Source organism: Kitasatospora sp. NPDC002040 (assembly GCF_040296785.1).
Taxonomy (GTDB): Bacteria; Actinomycetota; Actinomycetes; order Streptomycetales; family Streptomycetaceae; genus Kitasatospora.
The window spans coordinates 388,814-406,040 of sequence record NZ_JBEOXV010000002.1 but is presented as its reverse complement, the minus strand read 5'-3'; the positions used below and the strand labels follow the sequence as shown (position 1 = coordinate 406,040).

The 17,227-nt window shown below is 73.1% G+C and carries 18 protein-coding genes; 7 read left to right on the top strand and 11 right to left on the bottom strand.

The features are described from left to right. Nucleotides 1–9: 9 nt before the first annotated feature. Nucleotides 10–900, top strand: a complete 891-nt coding sequence (argB, locus tag ABT118_RS07200; RefSeq protein WP_350645565.1) for an acetylglutamate kinase — start codon at nt 10–12, stop codon at nt 898–900. A 140-nt stretch (nt 901–1,040) separates the two neighbouring features. Here the strand turns inward: argB and ABT118_RS07195 are convergent, their stop codons facing one another. From ABT118_RS07195 to ABT118_RS07175, 5 genes are all read right to left on the bottom strand, one after another. Beyond that, entirely contained in the window at nt 1,041–1,598 is a 558-nt protein-coding gene (locus tag ABT118_RS07195; RefSeq protein ID WP_350645563.1) for an NADPH-dependent FMN reductase, read from the bottom strand. A gap of 172 nt (nt 1,599–1,770) precedes the next feature. Next, nucleotides 1,771–2,262 (bottom strand): MarR family winged helix-turn-helix transcriptional regulator, encoded by a 492-nt coding sequence (locus tag ABT118_RS07190; RefSeq protein WP_350645562.1) that lies wholly within the window; start codon nt 2,260–2,262, stop codon nt 1,771–1,773. A 79-nt stretch (nt 2,263–2,341) separates the two neighbouring features. After that, nucleotides 2,342–2,668, bottom strand: a complete 327-nt coding sequence (locus tag ABT118_RS07185) for a hypothetical protein (protein ID WP_350645561.1) — start codon at nt 2,666–2,668, stop codon at nt 2,342–2,344. Nucleotides 2,669–2,716: 48 nt separating this feature from the next. Then, nucleotides 2,717–3,283, bottom strand: a complete 567-nt coding sequence (locus ABT118_RS07180; RefSeq protein WP_350645560.1) for a dihydrofolate reductase family protein — start codon at nt 3,281–3,283, stop codon at nt 2,717–2,719. Nucleotides 3,284–3,380: 97 nt separating this feature from the next. Continuing rightward, nucleotides 3,381–4,022 carry a MerR family transcriptional regulator gene (locus ABT118_RS07175; RefSeq protein WP_350645559.1) on the bottom strand — a complete coding sequence of 214 codons (642 nt, stop codon included), beginning with the start codon at nt 4,020–4,022 and terminating at the stop codon, nt 3,381–3,383. Between the two features lie 106 nt (nt 4,023–4,128). Between ABT118_RS07175 and ABT118_RS07170 the strand changes: the two genes are divergently transcribed. Next, nucleotides 4,129–4,647 (top strand): DUF4188 domain-containing protein, encoded by a 519-nt coding sequence (locus tag ABT118_RS07170; protein ID WP_350645558.1) that lies wholly within the window; start codon nt 4,129–4,131, stop codon nt 4,645–4,647. Between the two features lie 3 nt (nt 4,648–4,650). On the opposite strand, the gene ABT118_RS07165 is transcribed toward ABT118_RS07170, so the two are convergent. The 4 genes from ABT118_RS07165 to ABT118_RS07150 all read right to left on the bottom strand — a co-directional run bounded on the left by ABT118_RS07165 (nt 4,651) and on the right by ABT118_RS07150 (nt 10,313). Then, nucleotides 4,651–5,208 (bottom strand): DinB family protein, encoded by a 558-nt coding sequence (locus ABT118_RS07165; protein ID WP_350645557.1) that lies wholly within the window; start codon nt 5,206–5,208, stop codon nt 4,651–4,653. 65 nt (nt 5,209–5,273) lie between these two features. After that, complete coding sequence (locus tag ABT118_RS07160) at nt 5,274–5,738, bottom strand: GNAT family N-acetyltransferase (RefSeq protein ID WP_350645555.1); 465 nt, start codon at nt 5,736–5,738, stop codon at nt 5,274–5,276. Nucleotides 5,739–5,783: 45 nt separating this feature from the next. Further along, a complete protein-coding gene (locus ABT118_RS07155; protein WP_350645553.1) occupies nt 5,784–8,699 on the bottom strand; it encodes an FAD-binding and (Fe-S)-binding domain-containing protein in 2,916 nt (971 codons plus the stop codon). Between the two features lie 111 nt (nt 8,700–8,810). Continuing rightward, complete coding sequence (locus ABT118_RS07150; RefSeq protein ID WP_350645552.1) at nt 8,811–10,313, bottom strand: alpha/beta hydrolase; 1,503 nt, start codon at nt 10,311–10,313, stop codon at nt 8,811–8,813. A gap of 120 nt (nt 10,314–10,433) precedes the next feature. On the opposite strand from ABT118_RS07150, the gene ABT118_RS07145 reads away from it, so the two are divergent. From ABT118_RS07145 to ABT118_RS07135, 3 genes are all read left to right on the top strand, one after another. After that, nucleotides 10,434–11,324 carry a MerR family transcriptional regulator gene (locus ABT118_RS07145; RefSeq protein ID WP_350645551.1) on the top strand — a complete coding sequence of 297 codons (891 nt, stop codon included), beginning with the start codon at nt 10,434–10,436 and terminating at the stop codon, nt 11,322–11,324. A 159-nt stretch (nt 11,325–11,483) separates the two neighbouring features. Then, nucleotides 11,484–11,894: a VOC family protein gene (locus ABT118_RS07140; protein ID WP_350645550.1), complete on the top strand. Its 411-nt coding sequence runs from the start codon at nt 11,484–11,486 to the stop codon at nt 11,892–11,894. 102 nt (nt 11,895–11,996) lie between these two features. Next, complete coding sequence (locus ABT118_RS07135; protein ID WP_502884493.1) at nt 11,997–14,024, top strand: MDR family MFS transporter; 2,028 nt, start codon at nt 11,997–11,999, stop codon at nt 14,022–14,024. A gap of 207 nt (nt 14,025–14,231) precedes the next feature. On the opposite strand, the gene ABT118_RS07130 is transcribed toward ABT118_RS07135, so the two are convergent. Continuing rightward, nucleotides 14,232–14,711 (bottom strand): WapI family immunity protein, encoded by a 480-nt coding sequence (locus ABT118_RS07130; RefSeq protein WP_350645549.1) that lies wholly within the window; start codon nt 14,709–14,711, stop codon nt 14,232–14,234. Nucleotides 14,712–14,899: 188 nt separating this feature from the next. After that, nucleotides 14,900–15,550, bottom strand: a complete 651-nt coding sequence (locus ABT118_RS07125) for an MSMEG_1061 family FMN-dependent PPOX-type flavoprotein (RefSeq protein ID WP_350645548.1) — start codon at nt 15,548–15,550, stop codon at nt 14,900–14,902. 81 nt (nt 15,551–15,631) lie between these two features. Between ABT118_RS07125 and ABT118_RS07120 the strand changes: the two genes are divergently transcribed. After that, nucleotides 15,632–16,354, top strand: a complete 723-nt coding sequence (locus ABT118_RS07120; protein WP_350645546.1) for an SDR family NAD(P)-dependent oxidoreductase — start codon at nt 15,632–15,634, stop codon at nt 16,352–16,354. Beyond that, nucleotides 16,351–17,181: an SMP-30/gluconolactonase/LRE family protein gene (locus ABT118_RS07115; RefSeq protein WP_350645544.1), complete on the top strand. Its 831-nt coding sequence runs from the start codon at nt 16,351–16,353 to the stop codon at nt 17,179–17,181. The genes ABT118_RS07120 and ABT118_RS07115 overlap by 4 nt, the downstream gene beginning before the upstream one ends. The last annotated feature ends 46 nt before the right edge of the window (nt 17,182–17,227 follow it).

The window sequence follows — 17,227 nt, the reverse complement described above, 5'->3', positions numbered from 1 at the left end:
GGGGGAGCTTTGAGCAGTCGCGCTGGTCTGCTGGAGGCGCTGCCGTCACTGGAGCGCCTCCGCGGCCGCACCGTGGTGGTCAAGTTCGGCGGAAACGCCATGGTGGACCAGGAGTTGAAGGCCGCCTTCGCCGCCGACGTGGTCCTGCTCCGGCAGGCCGGCCTGCATCCGGTGGTGGTGCACGGCGGTGGCCCGCAGATCAGCGCGCAGCTGGGCCGGCTCGGCCTGGAGTCCTCCTTCACGGCCGGTCTGCGGGTCACCACGCCGGAGACCATGGACGTGGTCCGGATGGTGCTGGCGGGCCAGGTCCAGCGCGAGCTGGTCGGGTTGGTCAACGAGCACGGCCCGTGGGCGGTCGGGATGACCGGCGAGGACGCGCACACCATGACGGCGGTGAAGCGGTACGCGGTGGTGGACGGCGAGCAGGTCGACATCGGCCTGGTCGGCGACATCGTCAACGTCGAGGCGGGCGCGGTCAAGGCGCTGATCGCGGACGGCCGGATCCCGGTCGTCTCCTCGATCGCGCGCGGCACCGACGGCCACGTCTACAACGTCAACGCGGACACCGCCGCCGCCGCGCTTGCGGTCGCGCTGGGGGCCGCCCAGCTGGTGGTGCTGACGGACGTCGAGGGCCTGTACGCCGACTGGCCCGACCCCGCCTCGGTGATCGACCGGCTGACGGCCAGCGAACTCGACTGCCTGCTCCCCGAGTTGGCCACCGGCATGCTCCCCAAGATGGAAGCCTGCCTGCGCGCCGTCCGAGCGGGTGTCGGCACGGCCAGGGTGCTGGACGGCCGGATCCGGCACAGCCTGCTCCAGGCCTTCACCGCCGACTGCACCGGCACCCTGGTCGTCCCGGACCCGGCGCAGGCCCCGGCCGTACGGGTCGGCAGCAGGTAGCCGGTCCGGCCTCCGGGCCGAGCGCCGCGGCCCGCGCCGACGCCCCGGGTCGGTGAGCCGGCCGCCCGGCGGGTGGCGCCGGGTCCGGCCCCACCCCCGTGGGTCGGCGGACGGCGTGCCGGGCGGCCGGTGGTGTGCCGCTACCCCCGGACGGAGGCCAGGGCGGCCGACCAGGACTCCAACTGGTCCAGCACTCGGACGAGTTCGTCCTTGCGGGTGGAGGTCGGGGAGAAGGCCGGGTACTCGGGGAAGTCGACCCCGATGGGCAGTGCCAACTGGGCCTGGACGGTGGCGAGCTGGAGCTCGGAGGCGATCTGGCGGAGGTGCTCCACGGCGCGCACGCCGCCGGTCCCGCCGAAGCTGACGAAGGCCGCCGCCTTGTTGTTCCATTCGCCGTAGATGAAGTCGAGCGCGTTCTTCAGGGCAGCGGGGATGCTGTGGTTGTACTCCGGCGTGACGAAGACGAACCCGTCGAACTCGGCGATCTTCGCCGCCCATTGGACGGTGTGGCTGCCCTGGTACTGCTTGAGCTGGGGCGGCGTGGCCTCGTCGTAGGCGGGAAGCGGGTGGTCGGCGAGGTCGACCAGCTCGTACTCGGCGTTCGGCCGGCCGGCCGCGCTCTCGGTGACCCACTCGGCGACGGCCCGGGTGACCCGGCCGGGGCGGACGCTTCCGGCGATGACGGCGATCTTGGGCATGGTTCCCCCTGTGATGCATCGGGTTGATGTGTCACCCCAGAATGTGCTCGCGCGGGTTGATACGTCAACCGGCGACGAGAGCCAGAGCCGCTCCGGGGCGATTGTTCATCGGGCGCAACACAGCGATGTCCTGACGTGACGTCAGGACATCTGGGGGAAAGGAGCGGACGGGCTAGGCCTCGCAGTCGTACCCGGTGTCCGGGCCGTCCGTGCGCAGCGCGGCGAGCATCGTCGCGGAGATCTGCCCGAGCGCGTCGAGCTGGCCGTCGTCCAGCGGGCCGGTGAGCCAGCGGCGGATGTGCTCGGCCCGGCGGGGGATCGCCTCGGTGATGGCGGCCCGCCCCTGCGGGCTCAGGGTGACCACGGCGCCCCGGGAGGTGTCGGGGCAGGCGTCACGGGTGACCAGGCCGCGCCCGACCATGCGGGTCAGCTGATGGTGCAAGCGGCTCTTCTCGAACTGGATCACACCGCTCAGCTCGAACGGGCGGAGTCGGCCTTCGGGGGCCTTCGCGAGGGCGGTCAGGATGGCGAAGTCCGGCTCCGAGAGACCGGTCTCCTGCTGGAGCTGGTGGGTGAGCCGCCGCCAGAACAGCACCTGCATGTCGAAGAAGGTGCGCCAGACCTCGTCCTCGCGCTCGTCCAGCCACCCGGCGTCACCGTCCATGCCGCCGATCCTACCGAGCGGTGTCCCGGGGCCGGTCCTGGCCTGGTCAGCAGGGGGGCACCGACCGGTCGGCCGTCGATCACCCGAGCCCGGCCGCGCGGTGGTACTCGGGGAGCCGGTCGCCGAGCAGCAGGACCAACTCGGCCCGGAGCGCCGCCTGTTCGGCCTCGGGAGCGGCGAGCGGGGGGTGCTGCCCGGACGCGATGCCCAGCCACTGCTCCAGCACGTCCCCGACCTGGGGCGGTTCCTCGCCCGGGGCCTGGAAGGCCCACGGGGCGGTCGGTGGTGCCGGGGGCAGGGCCAGGCGCACCGACCACCGCTCGGGCGGCCCGAGGGGGGTGGCACTGTGGACCGTGACGCCGTCCCGGTCGGCCAGGCGGCGGAGTTTCTCGGAGTGGCGGAACATGCCTCCAGGGTGGCACCGTCCGCCCGGGGGCGGGTGCCTGTCCGACCGTCAGTCGGTCGGAGTGGGCCGGTGGCGGAGCAGCACCACCTCGCCGTCCAGGACCCGGGACTCGACCAGTTCGAGGCCGATCCGGTGCTGCTGCGGACGGAAGGCCGGCTTGCCGCCGCCCAGCGCCACCGGGTGGACGAAGACCCGGTACTCGTCGATCAGCCCGTGCTCGGTGAGGTACCCGGCGAGTTCGGAGCCGCCGAACAGCAGCAGGGTGAGGCCGGAGTCCTTGAGCGCGGTGAGCTCCGCCACCACGTTCTCGCCGATCACCCGGGTGTTCCAGTCCGCCCGCTCCAGCGTGCGGGAGACGACCACCTTGGGGGCGGCCCGCCAGACCGGGGCGAAGGCCAGGTCGTGCTCGTGCGTCGAGTGCTGCTCGGCCTGCGGCCAGTAGCCCGCCATCATGTCCCAGACCACCCGCCCGTACAGGAACACCTTGTCGCCGCCGGTCAGTTCCTGCGAGTACGCGGAGAGCTCCGGGCCCATCCGGGGCCAGTCGAACTCGCCCTTCGGCCCCTCGATGAAGCCGTCCAGCGACTGGTGCACAAAGTGGATCAGCTTGCCCATGGCGATGCTCCGTTCCGGATCCCGCGCACCCCGTCGGTGCGCCGTCACCCCTAGGTCGAACCGCCCGGCGGCGGATCGACACCGCCGGCCGGGCCTCTCATAGGCCGAACCGGCGGGTGGCCTCCTGTTCCTGGGCCAGCCGGCGGAGGCTGAGCAGCACGGGTTCGAACAGGACGGCCGAGACGATGGCGGACTCCACCTGTTCGACGGGGGTGGTGTGGCGCTCCATCCGGTCGAGGTCGTGCGCGGCGGTCTGCTCCATCTGCTCGGCGTACGGGGTGAGGTCGTCCGCGTCCAGGGGGTAGCCGAGCCGGTTGAGGGTGGCCACCGAGGTGATCAACTCGCGGTAGATGGGTGAGAGTTCACCGATCTCGGCGGCGTCGTTCCAGCCGATCCGGGCCAGCGTCAGGTCGACCTCGCGGCGGGCGGCGAGCACGGCCGGGTCCTCGGGCTCCGGCTCGGCCGGCCGGGGGAGGGCCCAGAGCGCGGCGCCCAGGCGGATGGTGCGGCTCAGCGACTCGTCGTCCACCTGGGTCAGCACCTCGCGGACGGTGGCCACCGGGATCCGTCCGACCTGGACCATCGCCCGGACCAGGCGCAGCCGGCGCAGGTGCGACTCGTCGTAGTCGGCCTGGGTGGTGTTCACCAAGTGGCCCGGCGGCAGCAGTCCTTCGCGCAGGTAGTACTTGATCGTGGCGATCGAGACCTGGCTCTGCTCGCTCAGGTCGGACAGTCGCATCCCTTGTGCCCCTCATTGAATAGTGCCACTATCCCATCTGTTGAATAGCCAGGCTATCCAATCATGGGCGGGCGCAGCGGCGCACTGCCCGATCACAGGGGGTGCCGTGTTCACGAAGCCGAATCCCGGCCGTACCACCGCTGCTGCCGAGGGCGAGGTCGTCCTCTTCCTGCTCGGCATGCGGATCAACCACTTCTGGGCGCCGCACCACTGGCTGCCCGTCGCCCTGTCCATGCCGGGGATGCTGCGCGAGCTCTCCAAGGACCCGGACAGCGGACTGATGGGCGGTCAGCTGCTCACGGGCTCGCCGCGCACCTACTACCTGGTCCAGTACTGGGAGTCGATGGACAAGCTGATGGCGTACGCCGCCGCACCGGACCGGCGGCACCGCCGGGCCTGGGCGCTGATCAACCGCTTCGAGAAGAACTCCGGTCAGCACGTCGGCCTCTGGCACGAGACCTACATCGTGCAGCCCGGCTCGTACGAGTCGATCTACGGGGACATGCCGCCGTACGGCCTGGCGGCCGCGACCGGCGTGCTGCCGATCGAGCGGCGCGGCGCCAGCGCCCGGGAGCGGCTGGCCCGGGGAGGGGAGAGGGGGAAGCGGCCGGGGGAGCAGGGGTGAGCCCTACTGCCCGACCCGGCCGTCGACGCACTCGCGCAGCAGGTCGGCGTGCCCGCAGTGGCGGGCGTACTCCTCGACCCGGTGGACCAGCAGCTCGCGGATGGAGATGTCGTCCTTCCCCACCCGCTCGCCCAGGTCCGGGTACCGGTCCAGCAGTGCGTCCGTCGCGGCCTGTTCGCGTGCCAGGTCGGTGAACGCGCCCGCCACCACCGCCGGTTCGGCGACGGCTCCGTCGAAGTCGCCGTCCCGGACGCCGTACAGCTTCGGCTCCGGCACGTCCGGCAGCACCCAGGTGCGCCAGTCCCGCTCCACCTCGGCGAGGTGGCGGACCAGGCCCAGCAGGGACATGGTCGACGGGGGCACCGACCGGGTGGCGAGCTGCTCCGGGGTCAGGCCCTCGCACTTCATCCGCAGGGTGTGCCGGTAGTTGGTCAGGTAGTCCTGGAGGGTGGCGAGCTCGCCCTCCGGGACCACCCCGTTGTCGCGCGGGTCGTCGTCCGGGTCCGCCCACATGTCGGGGTAGACGCTGGCCTGGGTCCATCGCTGGGGTTCGTCGGTCACGTGGGCATGATCCTCAGCGGTGGCCCGACTGGCAAACCATTAACGGAGCCGATCGGCGGAGCGGGTCAGGTGCGCAGGTAGACCCGGGAGTTGCGGGCCGGGTCGAGGCCGGCGGCCCAGCCGGGCGGGGCCAGCCGGGCCGGGATCTCGGTGAAGCCGTAGTGGTGGAAGAGCCGGGCGGAGCCGGTGGTGGCGGTGTAGAGCGGACGGCCGTCGGCGCGGTGGAGCAGGGCGTCGAGGAGTGCGGAGCCCAGGCCGGTGCCCTGGCGGGCGCCGTGCACGCAGAAGTTGTAGAGCACGGCGGCCCCGTCCGGCAGCCCGCCGAGCGCGACGCAGCCCAGCAGCCCGGCGGGCCCGGGGGAGACCAGGAAGTCGGCCGCCGCCGTGCGGTAGTCGGCGACGCTCCGTCGGCGGAGCGCGCCGGAGCGGATGAAGGGCGCGGAGAGGGCGAACAGGGCGTGGGCGTCGACCCCGACCGCCGGACGGATCGGGGCCGGGGCGAGGGTGGTGGCCGACGACGGGGAGGACATCCGGGCTCCTGGAGTTAGGTTAGCCTAACCATATCCAAGGAAGCCCTAGGGTCGGGTCGCCCGCTCCAGTTCGAGCAGGACGGAGTGGTACGGCCGGCCGGTGGCGTGCTCCATGCCGACCTCGCACATCCGGTTGGCGGAGAGATGGGCCGAGAACGGACGGGCCGTCACCTCGGCGGCCTCCCGCTCGGTGGCCGACTCGGTCAACTCCCGGTGCAGCATGCCCCGGTCGCCCGCGAAGGCGCAGCAGCCCGCGTCGTCCGGCGTCACCACCTCGTCCGCGCAGGCCGCCGCCACCGTCCGCAGCTGCTCCTCGTCGCCGAGGTGCCGCATCGAGCAGGTCGGGTGGAGCACGGCCGACTCCACCGTCCGCAGCACCTTTAGCGCGGGCAGCAGTTCGGCCGCCCAGACGATCGAGTCCAGCACCGTCAGCTCGGCGTGCAGTTCACGGTTGCGCGCGGTCAGGTACGGGACCACCTCGTGCGCGATGCCGAGCGTGCAGGAGGAGGCGTCCACCACCAGCGGGAGCCGGCCGCCGGCCGTCCAGCCCCAGGCGGCCTCGACGATCCGGTTGGCCATCACCACGTTGCCCCGGTCGTAGCCCTTGGAGTGCCAGATGGTGGCGCAGCAGGTGCCGGTCAGGTCGGACGGGATCCAGACCGGCCGACCGGCCCGGGCCGAGACCGCGACCAGGGCCTCGGGCAGGGTCGGTCCCTGATGGCCCTTCGGTTCGCCGAAGATCCGGTTCACGCAGGCGGGGTAGTAGACGGCGGCGGCGCCCGGCCGGGTGGTCGGCGGCATGGTGCGCTCCGCCGCGCCGGGGAGCGCGGGCAGCCAGGCGGGCACCAGGTCGGGGCGGACGGCCCTCCGGGCGGCGCCGGTCACCGACTCCAGCAGCCGGTCGCCGATCCGCTCGGCCGCGCCGACCGCGAGTCTGGCCGAGCGCTCCACCGCCCCGAAGTGCTCGGCCAGTTTGGCGGCGGTGCGCTCCTCGCGCGGCGAGTGCCGCTGGTGCCTGAACTCCTTCATCAGCGCCCCGGTGTCGATGCCCACCGGGCAGGCCAGCCGGCAGGTGGAGTCGCCCGCGCAGGTGTCCACGGCGTCGTAGCCGTACGCGGCCAGCAGCTCGGACCCGACCGGGGAGTCGGCCGGCTGGCGCATCAACTCACGGCGCAGCACGATCCGTTGGCGCGGGGTGGTGGTGAGGTCGCCGCTCGGGCAGGTCGGTTCGCAGAAGCCGCACTCGATGCACGGGTCGGCGATCGCCTCCACCCGGGGGATGGTCTTCAGCCCGCGCAGATGGGCCGCCGGGTCGCGGTCCAGCACCACCCGGGGCGCCAGGATGCCGTTCGGGTCGAACAGGCGCTTGGTGCGCCACATCAACTCGGTCGCCTGCGGGCCCCATTCGAGCTCCAGGAACGGTGCGAGGTTGCGCCCGGTCGCGTGCTCGGCCTTGAGCGAGCCGTCGAACCGCCGCACCGTCAGCTCGCAGAACGCGGCCATGAAGGCGGCGTACCGGTCCAGGTCGTCCTGCCGGGCCGGGTCGAAGGCGAGCAGGAAGTGCAGGTTGCCGTGCGCGGCGTGCCCGGCCACGGCGGCGTCGAAACCGTGTTCGGCCTGGAGCGCGAGCAGCGCCTCGCAGGCCTCCGCGAGTCGGGACGGCGGGACGGCGACGTCCTCGGTGATCAGGGTGGTGCCCGGCGGGCGGGCCGAACCGATCGCGCTGACGAAGGCCTTGCGGGCCTTCCAGTACCCGCCGACGGCAGCCGGGTCGCGGGTGAAGGCGTTGGTCGCCGAGGCGACCGGCGTGATCAGCGGCAGCCCGGCGAGCAGCCCGGCCGCCACCGACTCGGCCGCCGCCAGCGCCGCCTCGTCCGGGGCGCGGAACTCCACCAGCAGCGCGGCGGTCTCCTTCGGCAGCCCGGCCCAGTCGGCCGGTACGCCCGGCACGGCGGCCGAGGCCCGCAGGGTGTTGCCGTCCATCAACTCCACCGCCAGCGCGCCTGCTTCGTTGAACGCGGGAACGGCGGCGGCCGCCGCGCGCAGCGAGGGGAAGAACAGCAGCGCGGCCGAGACCAGCCGGTGCAGCGGCAGGGTGTCGAAGACCGTCTCGGCGATGAAGCCGAAGGTCCCCTCGGAGCCGACCATCAGCCCGCGCAGGATGCCGGCCGGGGTCGAGGCGTCGAGGAAGGCGTCCAGCCGGTAGCCGTTGGTGTTCTTGATCTCGTACTTGGCCCGGATCCGCCGCACCAGCGCCGGGTCGGCCTCGATCTCCGCCTTCAGCGCCAACAGCCCCGCGCTGAGCGCCGGTTCACGCTCGGTCAGCAGCCGGTCGGCGTCCGGGGCGGCGGTGTCGACCACGGTGCCGGAGGGCAGCACGACGGTGAGCGAGGCGAGCGTGCGGTACGAGTTGCGGGTGGTGCCCGCAGTCATCCCGGAGGAGTTGTTCGCCACCACCCCGCCCAGCGTGCAGGCGATCGCACTGGCGGGGTCGGGGCCGAGCACCCGCCCGTGCCGCGCCAGGGTGGCGTTGGCCCGGGCCACCGTGGTGCCCGGCCTGATCCTGGCCCGCTCGCCCTCGACCTCGATGCCCGCCCAGTGCCGCCGGACGTCGACCAGGATGTCCTCGCCCTGCGCCTGCCCGTTGAGACTGGTGCCGGCCGCCCGCAGGACCACGTGCCGACCGTGCCGGTGCGCGTACCCGAACACCGCCGACACGTCCGCCACCGTCTCGGCCAGCACCACCACCTGCGGCACGAACCGGTACGGGCTGGCGTCCGAGGCGTACCGCACCAGGTCCGACACCTTGCTCAGCACCTTGCCCGAGCCGAGCAGCGCCTCCAGCCCCTGTCGCAGCTCCACCGGGGTGCCGCCCGCCCGCTCCGCCCCGAGGCGGTCGTGGGCGGGGGCCGCCAGGGTGGTCGGCCGCAGGGCCTCCGGGTCCGGCTCCAGCAGTGGCATCGACGGCACCTCTCCTCGACTCCTACGGGCAGGCTCCAGCTGTACCAGAACCGCGCCGCACCGGCGGGGGATACGCCCTCCTGAGGCCGGGTCAGGCCGGGTCCCGCCGGCTCAGTGCGACCGCAGGTGTCCCAGGACGGTGCGCATCGCCTGCTCGACCGCCCGCACGGACTCCTCGGTGTGGTCGAGCACCTCGAAGCCGTGGTGGCCGTTGGGCACGTCGACCACCTCGACGGCCGTACCGGCCTCCTGAGCGGCCGTCAGGAACGCCTCGATCGTGACGTCGATCTCGGGGTCCTCCAGGCCCGCCCGGGTCAGCACGACCGGCAGCCGGCCGGCGCCGCCGACCGCCTTCGCGGGCGCGAACCGGGGGTCGACGATGCTCCAGCTCGGCAGCGCCGCCAGCACCGGGTAGGTGGCGGCCAGGCAGCGCAGCCAGGACGGCGGCGCGGAGAGCCAGTCGGTGCTGAGCAGCCCGCCGCCGGAGAAGAACCAGACCGCGACCCGGTCCCCGTCCACGCGCGGGTCGGCGCGGACCAGCTCCACCGCCTCGGCGATGTCCTGGGCAGCCTGGTCGTAGTCGGCCAGCCCGTGCAGGCGGTGATCCACCGTCACCCCGACCACGCCCTGGCTCGCGGCGTACCGGCCGTACCCGAGGTACTGCGGCCAGTCGCGCGGCATCGGCTCGAGGTCGGCCGGGAGCGGGCCGCCGTGGACGAACACGACGGCGGGGCGGGGCCCGTCCGCCTCGGGCAGGTGGAGGTCGACCCGGCCGATCCGCTCGCGCGGGTACTCCGGCAGGTCCAGCAGGAACGGCCGCAGGAACATCGGCACCTCCTCGGCCGGCGCGGCGATCCGGTGCCCCTCCCCGGCGGCCGCCGCCAGCAGCGTGTCGGCCAGCTCGGCCGGGCAGGAGAGCATCGGCCAGTGCCCGGTGGGGAGCTCGAAGAAGCCCACCCGGGGGTCGGCGAGCACCCGGAACTGCGGCGGGCCCGCGGTCACCAGGTGCTCGATCACCGCGATGCTCAGTCCGCTCGCGGTGCAGATGATCCCGCTGGTCGGCACCGCGGCGACCGCGCCCGAGAGTTCGAGCGGCTGGGTCAGGGTGGCCCGGGGCTGCGGCGCGGCGAGCGCGGTCAGCCGGTCCAGGTCGGCCGGGGCGAGGCCCTCGGTGCTGCCCCAGCGCTGCCACTCGTCGGCGGCCGGGGACGGGAGGGTCCAGCCGTCGCCGGCCGGGGCGGTCAGCTCCTCCCGGACCGCCGCGTCCTGGATCAGGGCGATGGCGGCGTCGCCGTGCTGCGGCATGCCCGCGTCCAGGTAGACGATCCGGGCGACCCGCTCCGCCCTGCGGTCGGCGGCGCCGAGCACCGGGTGGATGCCGTAGCCGTGGCCGACCAGCACCAGCTCGGGTGCGGCGGCCTCGTCGATCAGCCGCACCACGTCCGCGATGTGCGTCTCCAGGTCGGTGCCGGGGCCCGCCTGGTCCCGGCGGTCGCCCATGCCGGTGAGGGTGGCCGGGTGCACCTCGGCGCCCGAGGCCAGCAGCCGCTCGGTCACGTCCTGCCAGACCGGGCCACCGGTGAAGCTCTCCGACACCAGGATGAAAGCAGTCATGATCGGTCTCCTCCGCTTGTCACACGATCAGCCGGCCGGACCGCCGTTCCGGCCGTCCGCTCCGGTCCGTACGGTAGGAGCTCCCCCTGAGGGAGATTCAAGTGATGACATGCTTGGGGCATGTGGAGCATCGGAGAACTCGCCGAGCGCGCGGGGGTCACAGTCAAGACGGTCCGCTTCTATTCGGACCAGGGCCTGCTGCCGGAGGCGGCCCGCAGCAGCGGCGGCCACCGCCGGTACGGCCCCGAGGCGCTCGACCGCCTCAACCTGATCCGCTCGCTGCGCACCCTCGACCTGCCGGTCGCCGACGTCAGCCGGGTGCTCGAACGCGAGGAGGTGCTGGAGGACGTCATCGCCGGCCAGCTGAAGGAGCTCGGCTCGCAGCTGACGGCACTGCGCTGGCGGGAGTCCGCGCTGCAGCTGATCCAGGACTGCACCGCCGAGGAGCGCACCGACCGGCTCCGGCTGATCGGCGCCGTCAGCACCCCGCCGAACACGTCCGCGATCGCCCTGTTCTGGCGCCGGCTGCTGCCGCTGCGGATGCCCGCGCGGCTGGTCTCCTCGATCCTCGACGCGGCGGTGCCGCAGCCCCCGGCCGATCCGACCCCGGCCCAGGTGCTGGCCTTCGCCCGGCTGCACGCGCTGGCCGACGGGGTCAACCGGGCCGACTGCCGCCCGGCCCCGCCGCACGAGGAGGGGTACCGGCCGGAGGTGTTCTACGACGGACTGGCCGAGGCGTACGCGCTGGCCAGGACGGACCTGCTGGCCTACCGGCCGCCGGGGGAGCAGGCGGTGGACTGCTTCGTCGCCGCCTACGCCGACTCGCGCGGGCTGCGCGACACCCCGGCGTTCCGGCAGCAGCTCAGCGGCCTGCTGGGGCAGAGCGAGGACGCGGTGATGGGCCGCTACTGGAAGCTCACCGCCGAGGTCTCCGGCTCCCCGGAGCCCACCATGGGCGCCACCCACCACTGGCTGCAGACCGCTCTGGACACCCGGGTCACGACCGGCTGACCGGGGCCGGTGCAGGCGGCGGTCGGCGGCGGTTCGGGGGACGGTCGGGAGGCGGTCGGCGGCGGGTGGTGCCAGGCTCGGAAGCGCTCGGCCCGACCCGCTGAGCACCCGTCAGCCCCCGCCGGCCGTCGTCGGCACCGCACGGAGGAGAGCCCGTCCATGGCCACACAGATCTTCGTCAACCTCTCCGTCTCGGACCTCGGCAAGGCGGTCCGGTTCTTCGAGGCGCTGGGGTACTCGTTCAATCCGCAGTTCACCGACGAGCACGCGAGCTGTCTGGTGATCAGCGACACCATCTACGCGATGCTCCTCACCGAGGCCCGGTTCAAGGACTTCACCAAGAAGGCGGTCGTCGACGCGACGAAGAGCACCGAGGCGATCATCGCGCTGAGCGCCGAGGACCGGGCCGAGGTCGACACCCGGGTGGACCGGGCGATGGCCGCCGGGGCGAGCCCGGCCGGCGACCCGATGGACCTGGGCTTCATGTACAGCCGCAGCTTCTACGACCTGGACGGCCACCACTGGGAGTACGTCTGGATGGACACGGCCGCGATGGAGCAGCAGCAGTAGCAGCGGCGCGCCGTCACCCGTCCTGGCGCCTGCGGTGGCGTCAACTCCCGGCGGGGCCAAGGGTGGGGGTTACCTGTACGCCGATTCGGGAGGCCCGGGAGCTTGTCCGCCACCGCAGTAGCCGACCCACCCAAGGCACCGCCCGCCCTGAGCCGCCGTCAGACCAACGTGGTCTTCGCGACCATCGTGCTCGGCATGCTGATGGCCGCGCTGGACCAGACGATCGTCTCCACCGCCCTGCCGACCATCGTCGCCGACCTGGGCGGCGGCGGGCACATGGCCTGGGTGGTGACCGCCTACCTGCTGGCCGAGACGGTGGCCACCGTGCTGGTCGGCAAGTTCGGCGACCTGTTCGGCCGGAAGATCGTGTTCCAGCTGAGCGCGGTGGTCTTCATCGTCGGCTCGATCGTCTCGGGCGCCGCCAACGGGATGATGCTGCTGATCATCGGCCGCGCGGTGCAGGGCATCGGCGGCGGCGGTCTGATGGTCACCGCGATGGCCCTGATCGCGGACGTGATCCCGCTGCGCGAGCGCGGCAAGTACCAGGGCGCGCTGGGCGCGGTCTTCGGCGTCACCACCGTGGTCGGCCCCACCCTGGGCGGCCTGTTCACCGACCACGCCTCCTGGCGCTGGTGCTTCTACGTCAACGTGCCGATCGCGATCGTGATGGTGGCGATGGCGGCCTCCACCATCCCCTCGGTCAAGGCGGCGGTCCGCCCGGTGATCGACTACGCCGGCATCGTGCTGGTGGCGCTCGGCGCCTCCGGCCTGGTGCTCGGCCTGGAGTGGGGCGGCAACGAGTACGCCTGGGGCTCACCGGTGATCATCGGCCTGTTCGTCGGCTCGGTGCTGCTGCTGGCCGCCTTCGTGCTGGTCGAGCTGCGGGCCAAGGAACCGATGCTGCCGATGCACCTGTTCCGGAACTCGGTCTTCACGGTCTGCTCGATCCTCAGCTTCATCGTCGGCTTCGCGATGCTCGGCGCGATGACCTACCTGCCCACCTACCTCCAGTTCGTGGACGGGGTCTCGGCCACCATGTCGGGCGTGCGGACGCTGCCGATGGTGGTCGGGCTGCTCGGCACCTCGATGCTCTCCGGCGTGGTGGTCAGCCGCACCGGCCGGTACCGGATCTTCCCGATCCTGGGCACCGGGGTGATGGCGGTCGGGCTCTGGACCATGTCCACCATGGGCCCCGGCACCGGGGTGTGGCTGGAGTCGCTCTACATGTTCGTGTTCGGCCTCGGCATCGGGCTGGCCATGCAGGTGCTCACCATCGCGGTGCAGAACACCGTGCCGTACCACGAACTGGGCACCGCCACCTCGGGCGTGACGTTCTTCCGGACCCTCGGCAGCGCGTTCGGCACCGCCGTCTTCGGCACCCTGTTCGGCAACCAGCTGACGCCCAGGCTGGCCCGGGCGGCGGCCGAGCAGCCGAGCGTGCCGCCGGGGGCGGCGTCCAGCCCGGCCGGGCTGGACGCGCTCACGCCGGAGCAGGCTGCGCCGTTCATCACCGCGTACGCGGACACCGTCAACTACGTGTTCCAGTGGGTCGTTCCGGTCGCCCTGGTGGGCTTCGTGGTGGCCTGGTTCCTCAAGGAGGTGCCGCTGCGCGACAGCGCCAGGGCGGCCGCCTCCGACCTCGGTGAGGGCTTCGGCGCGCCGGACACCGCCGACGCGGACAAGCAGTTGGAGCGGGCGCTGGCCAACCTGCTGCGCAAGGCCAAGGGCCGTCCCGGCGTCGGGAAGCAGATCCTGGCGGACTCCGGCAGCAGCCTGCCGCCCGCCCAGGCCTGGGCACTTGGCCAGATCTACTGGCGCGGCCGGTTCACCGGCGGCGCGGACGTGGAGTCGATCGCGGTCGCCCACCACCTGCCCGGCGACGTACTGGAGCCGACCTTCGACCGGGCCGTCCGGACCGGCTACGCCACCGCCGAAGCCGGTCGGCTCGACCTCACCCCGGCCGGCCGGGCCGAGGTGGACCGCCTCTCCGAGGCCTGGCGCCGCTGGCTCGGCCACCACCTGGACGACTGGGACGTCACCGACCCCGACGACCGGGCCAGCCTGGACCGGGCGATCGAGTCGATCGCGGCCCGCCTGTTCGAGGAGGAGCAGGAGCACGCCTCGGTCTGAGCGGCCGGCCGAGCCTACGTGCGGGGCCTGGCCGAGTACCTGCTGATCTGCGAGCGGGACGACGTCGATCCGCTGGGGGCGGGCCAACTGCACGTTGGCGCGTCCGTGAAGGACCCGTCCACACGGCCGGGCCGTCGCCCACTGCGCGAAGATCACCCCGAACACCCTGGCCAGGGCACCAGGCCCCGCCGCACAGGTCGGCACCGGTCAACGGGCGGGGAAGGCCTGCAACTGACGGTCCCATTCGTCGGCCGCACTCAGCAGTCCGGCCCCGGTGAGCTCGATCTCCAGCTCGTACGGGGTCAGGTCGCCCTCGATGTCCGGCCGCCATGGCGGCGAGGCCTCGAGCGACAGATGGACCCGGACCGTCACCGACCCGTCGGTGCGGCCGGCCAGACTGAAGGCCAGGATCGGTTCGATGAACGTCAGGGACGGCGTCCACTCGCCTTCCCCGTCCCGCTGGGCCACGGCGATCCTTCCCCCGGCGGCAGCCCGTAGCCAACGGGACAACCGTCGGCCCTCGTCGGTCAGCAGGGCTGGATCGCTGAAAGTCCAACGGCCTTCGGGGGTCGTCACCCTGCCACCGATGACGAGCCAGTTGTCGTCGTAGGAGTCACCGTTCGTCGCGGCGAACTGGTAGCCCACGGGTCGCAGCTCAATACTGCGGTCATCGCTGGTCAGTAGCACCGCCACAGGATGTCACGAGCGACTGGCGCACCGGCCGCACCGGCCTCGCGCTCACGGCTGGAACGTGGAACGGCAGGCTGGGGCGGGCTCAGGGCAGGGTGCGGCCGAGTCCGCGGAGCAGGTCGGCCAGCGTGGTCAGCTCCTCGGCAGCCCGGTCGTCGCCACCCTGCTCGGGGCCGGGCGGTGGGTCACTCGTAGCGGTGCAGCAGTGCCTCGCGTTCGTTCTGCTCGATCATCTCGATGGTCAGTGCGGGGTCGCGCAGATGGGAGAGGGTCACCTCCGCCGAGCTGGGGGCGGCGTCCGGGGCGAGCCACTGTGCGGGCTTCCAGGCGGCGCCGCGTAGGAAGGCCTTGGGGCAGTGGCCGTAGACCTCCTCGACGCCCACCACGACCGCGCTGCGGGGCGGCTTGCCGACGGGGGTGAGCCGGGCCAGCAGCTCCGGGTCGGCCGAGACGAAGGCGCTGCCGTTGACCCGGAGCGTGCTGTCCCGGCCGGGGACGACGAAGAGCAGCCCGACCCGGCCGGTGGCGACGATGTTGTGCAGGCTGTCCAGCCGCTTGTTGCCGGTGGCGTCCGGGATGGCCAGGGTGCGGTCGTCGAGCACCGAGACGAAGCCGGGCGGGCCGCCGCGCGGGGTGACGTCGCAGCTGCCGTCCGCTCCGGTGCTGGCCATCAGCACCAGCGAGGAGCAGCCGATCAGCCGGCGGGCGCTGTCGTGCAGGCTGTCCACCTGCTTGCGCCGGGCGTGGTCGCCCGGCTGCTCGTACAGCTCGCGGAGCTGCTCGGCGCCGGTCAGGGCGCCGGACTTCAGGGCCTGGAATGCGTTCGGTGAGGTCACGTACCCGCACGCTAGCCGACCGCCGATCTTGGGGCCAGGGAATTGTGCTGATAGTTTCTCCGGGAAAGAAAGGGGTGGGCCATGGAGGCTTCCGTCGTGGTGCTCGGTGCGGCGGGCGGGATCGGCCGGGCCTGCGTGCGCCGCCTGCGGGCCGGCGGTGCCCAGGTGATCGCGGTCGACCGCACCGCCGACGTACTCGAACTGGCCGACTGCACACCGCTGTTGGGGGACGCGACCGACCCGGAGGTGCTCCGGGAGGCGTTCCGGCTGGCCGAGCACCCGCCGAGCGCCCTGGTGCACGCCCTGCTCGGCGAGGACCGCGCCCCGCTGGCCGAGCTGACCGCCGAGCGCTGGCACGCCGTGCTCGACACCGGCCTGGTCTCGGCCTGGCAGGCCGGTACCGAACTGCTCCGCGCCGCCGCCGGCCGCCCCGCCTCGCTGGTCCTGGTCGGCTCGGTGCACGCGCACGGCGCCGCCCCCGGGATGGCCCCGTACGCCGTCGCCAAGGCCGGGCTGGCCGCGCTGGCCCGGGCCGCCGCGGTCGAGTGGGGCCGGTACGGGCTGCGCTGCAACGTGGTGGAGCCGGGGTTCGTGCCGGTTCCGCGCAATGCCCACCGCTGGCAGGATCAGGACGAGTTGGGCCGTATCCTGGCGGCCTACCCGCTCGGGCGGCTCTGCTCGCCGGCGGAGGTCGCCGAGGTGGTGGCGTTCCTGGCCGGGCCCGCCTCCTCGTACGTCACCGGTACCTGTCTGCCCGTCGACGGCGGAGCGCTCGCCGTCCTCCCGGAGGTCAAGCCCAGATGACCACGCACCCGATGAAGCCGATCGACGACCGCGTCAGTGAGCTGGGCGAGGGCCCGGTCTGGGACGTCCGCAGCGCCACCCTGCGCTGGGTCGACATCCCCGGCGGGCGGGTGCACTGCTCCGACGGCAGTACGGAGGAGCTGCCCCCGCCGGTGACCGCGGTGCTGCCCACCGCCACCGGCTGGGCCACCGTCCGGCAGGACCGGGTGGTGCAGGGGGACCGTGCGGTCGCCGTCCCGCTCGGCGCGGCCGACCGCTGCAACGACGCCAAGACCGACCCGGCCGGCCGGATCTGGGTCGGCACCATGTCCCGGGGTGAACTCACCCGGCGGGCAAGCCTGTTCAGGCTCGACGCGGATGGCGTCACCGAGGTGGTGAGCGGCGCCTCGATCTCCAACGGCCTGGGCTGGAGCCCGGACGGCCGCCGGATGTACTGGGCCGACACCCCGACCGGCCGGATCGACGTGTTCGACTTCGACCCGGCCGACGGCAGCGTCCGCGACCGGCGGCCGTTCGCCGCCACCGAGCTGCCCGACGGACTGACCGTGGACGCCGAGGGCGGCGTCTGGGTCGCCCGCTGGGGCAGCGGCCTGCTGCACCGGTACGCCCCCGACGGCACCCTGGACACCGTGCTGCCGGTCGGCGTCCCCCATCCGACCAGCTGCGCCTTCGGCGGCCCCGATCTGCGCACCCTGTACGTCACCACCGCCCGCCGTCCGGGAGCGGACGGTCAGTTCGCCCGCCACGCCGGGCAGTTGCACGCGATCCGGCTGGCCGTGCCCGGTCTGCCGGCCACCCCCGCGCTATTCCCGCCGGACGCAACCTGACGGAGTGAAGCAGGACACAGCATCGCCCCCTCCCGGCCCTCTTGCG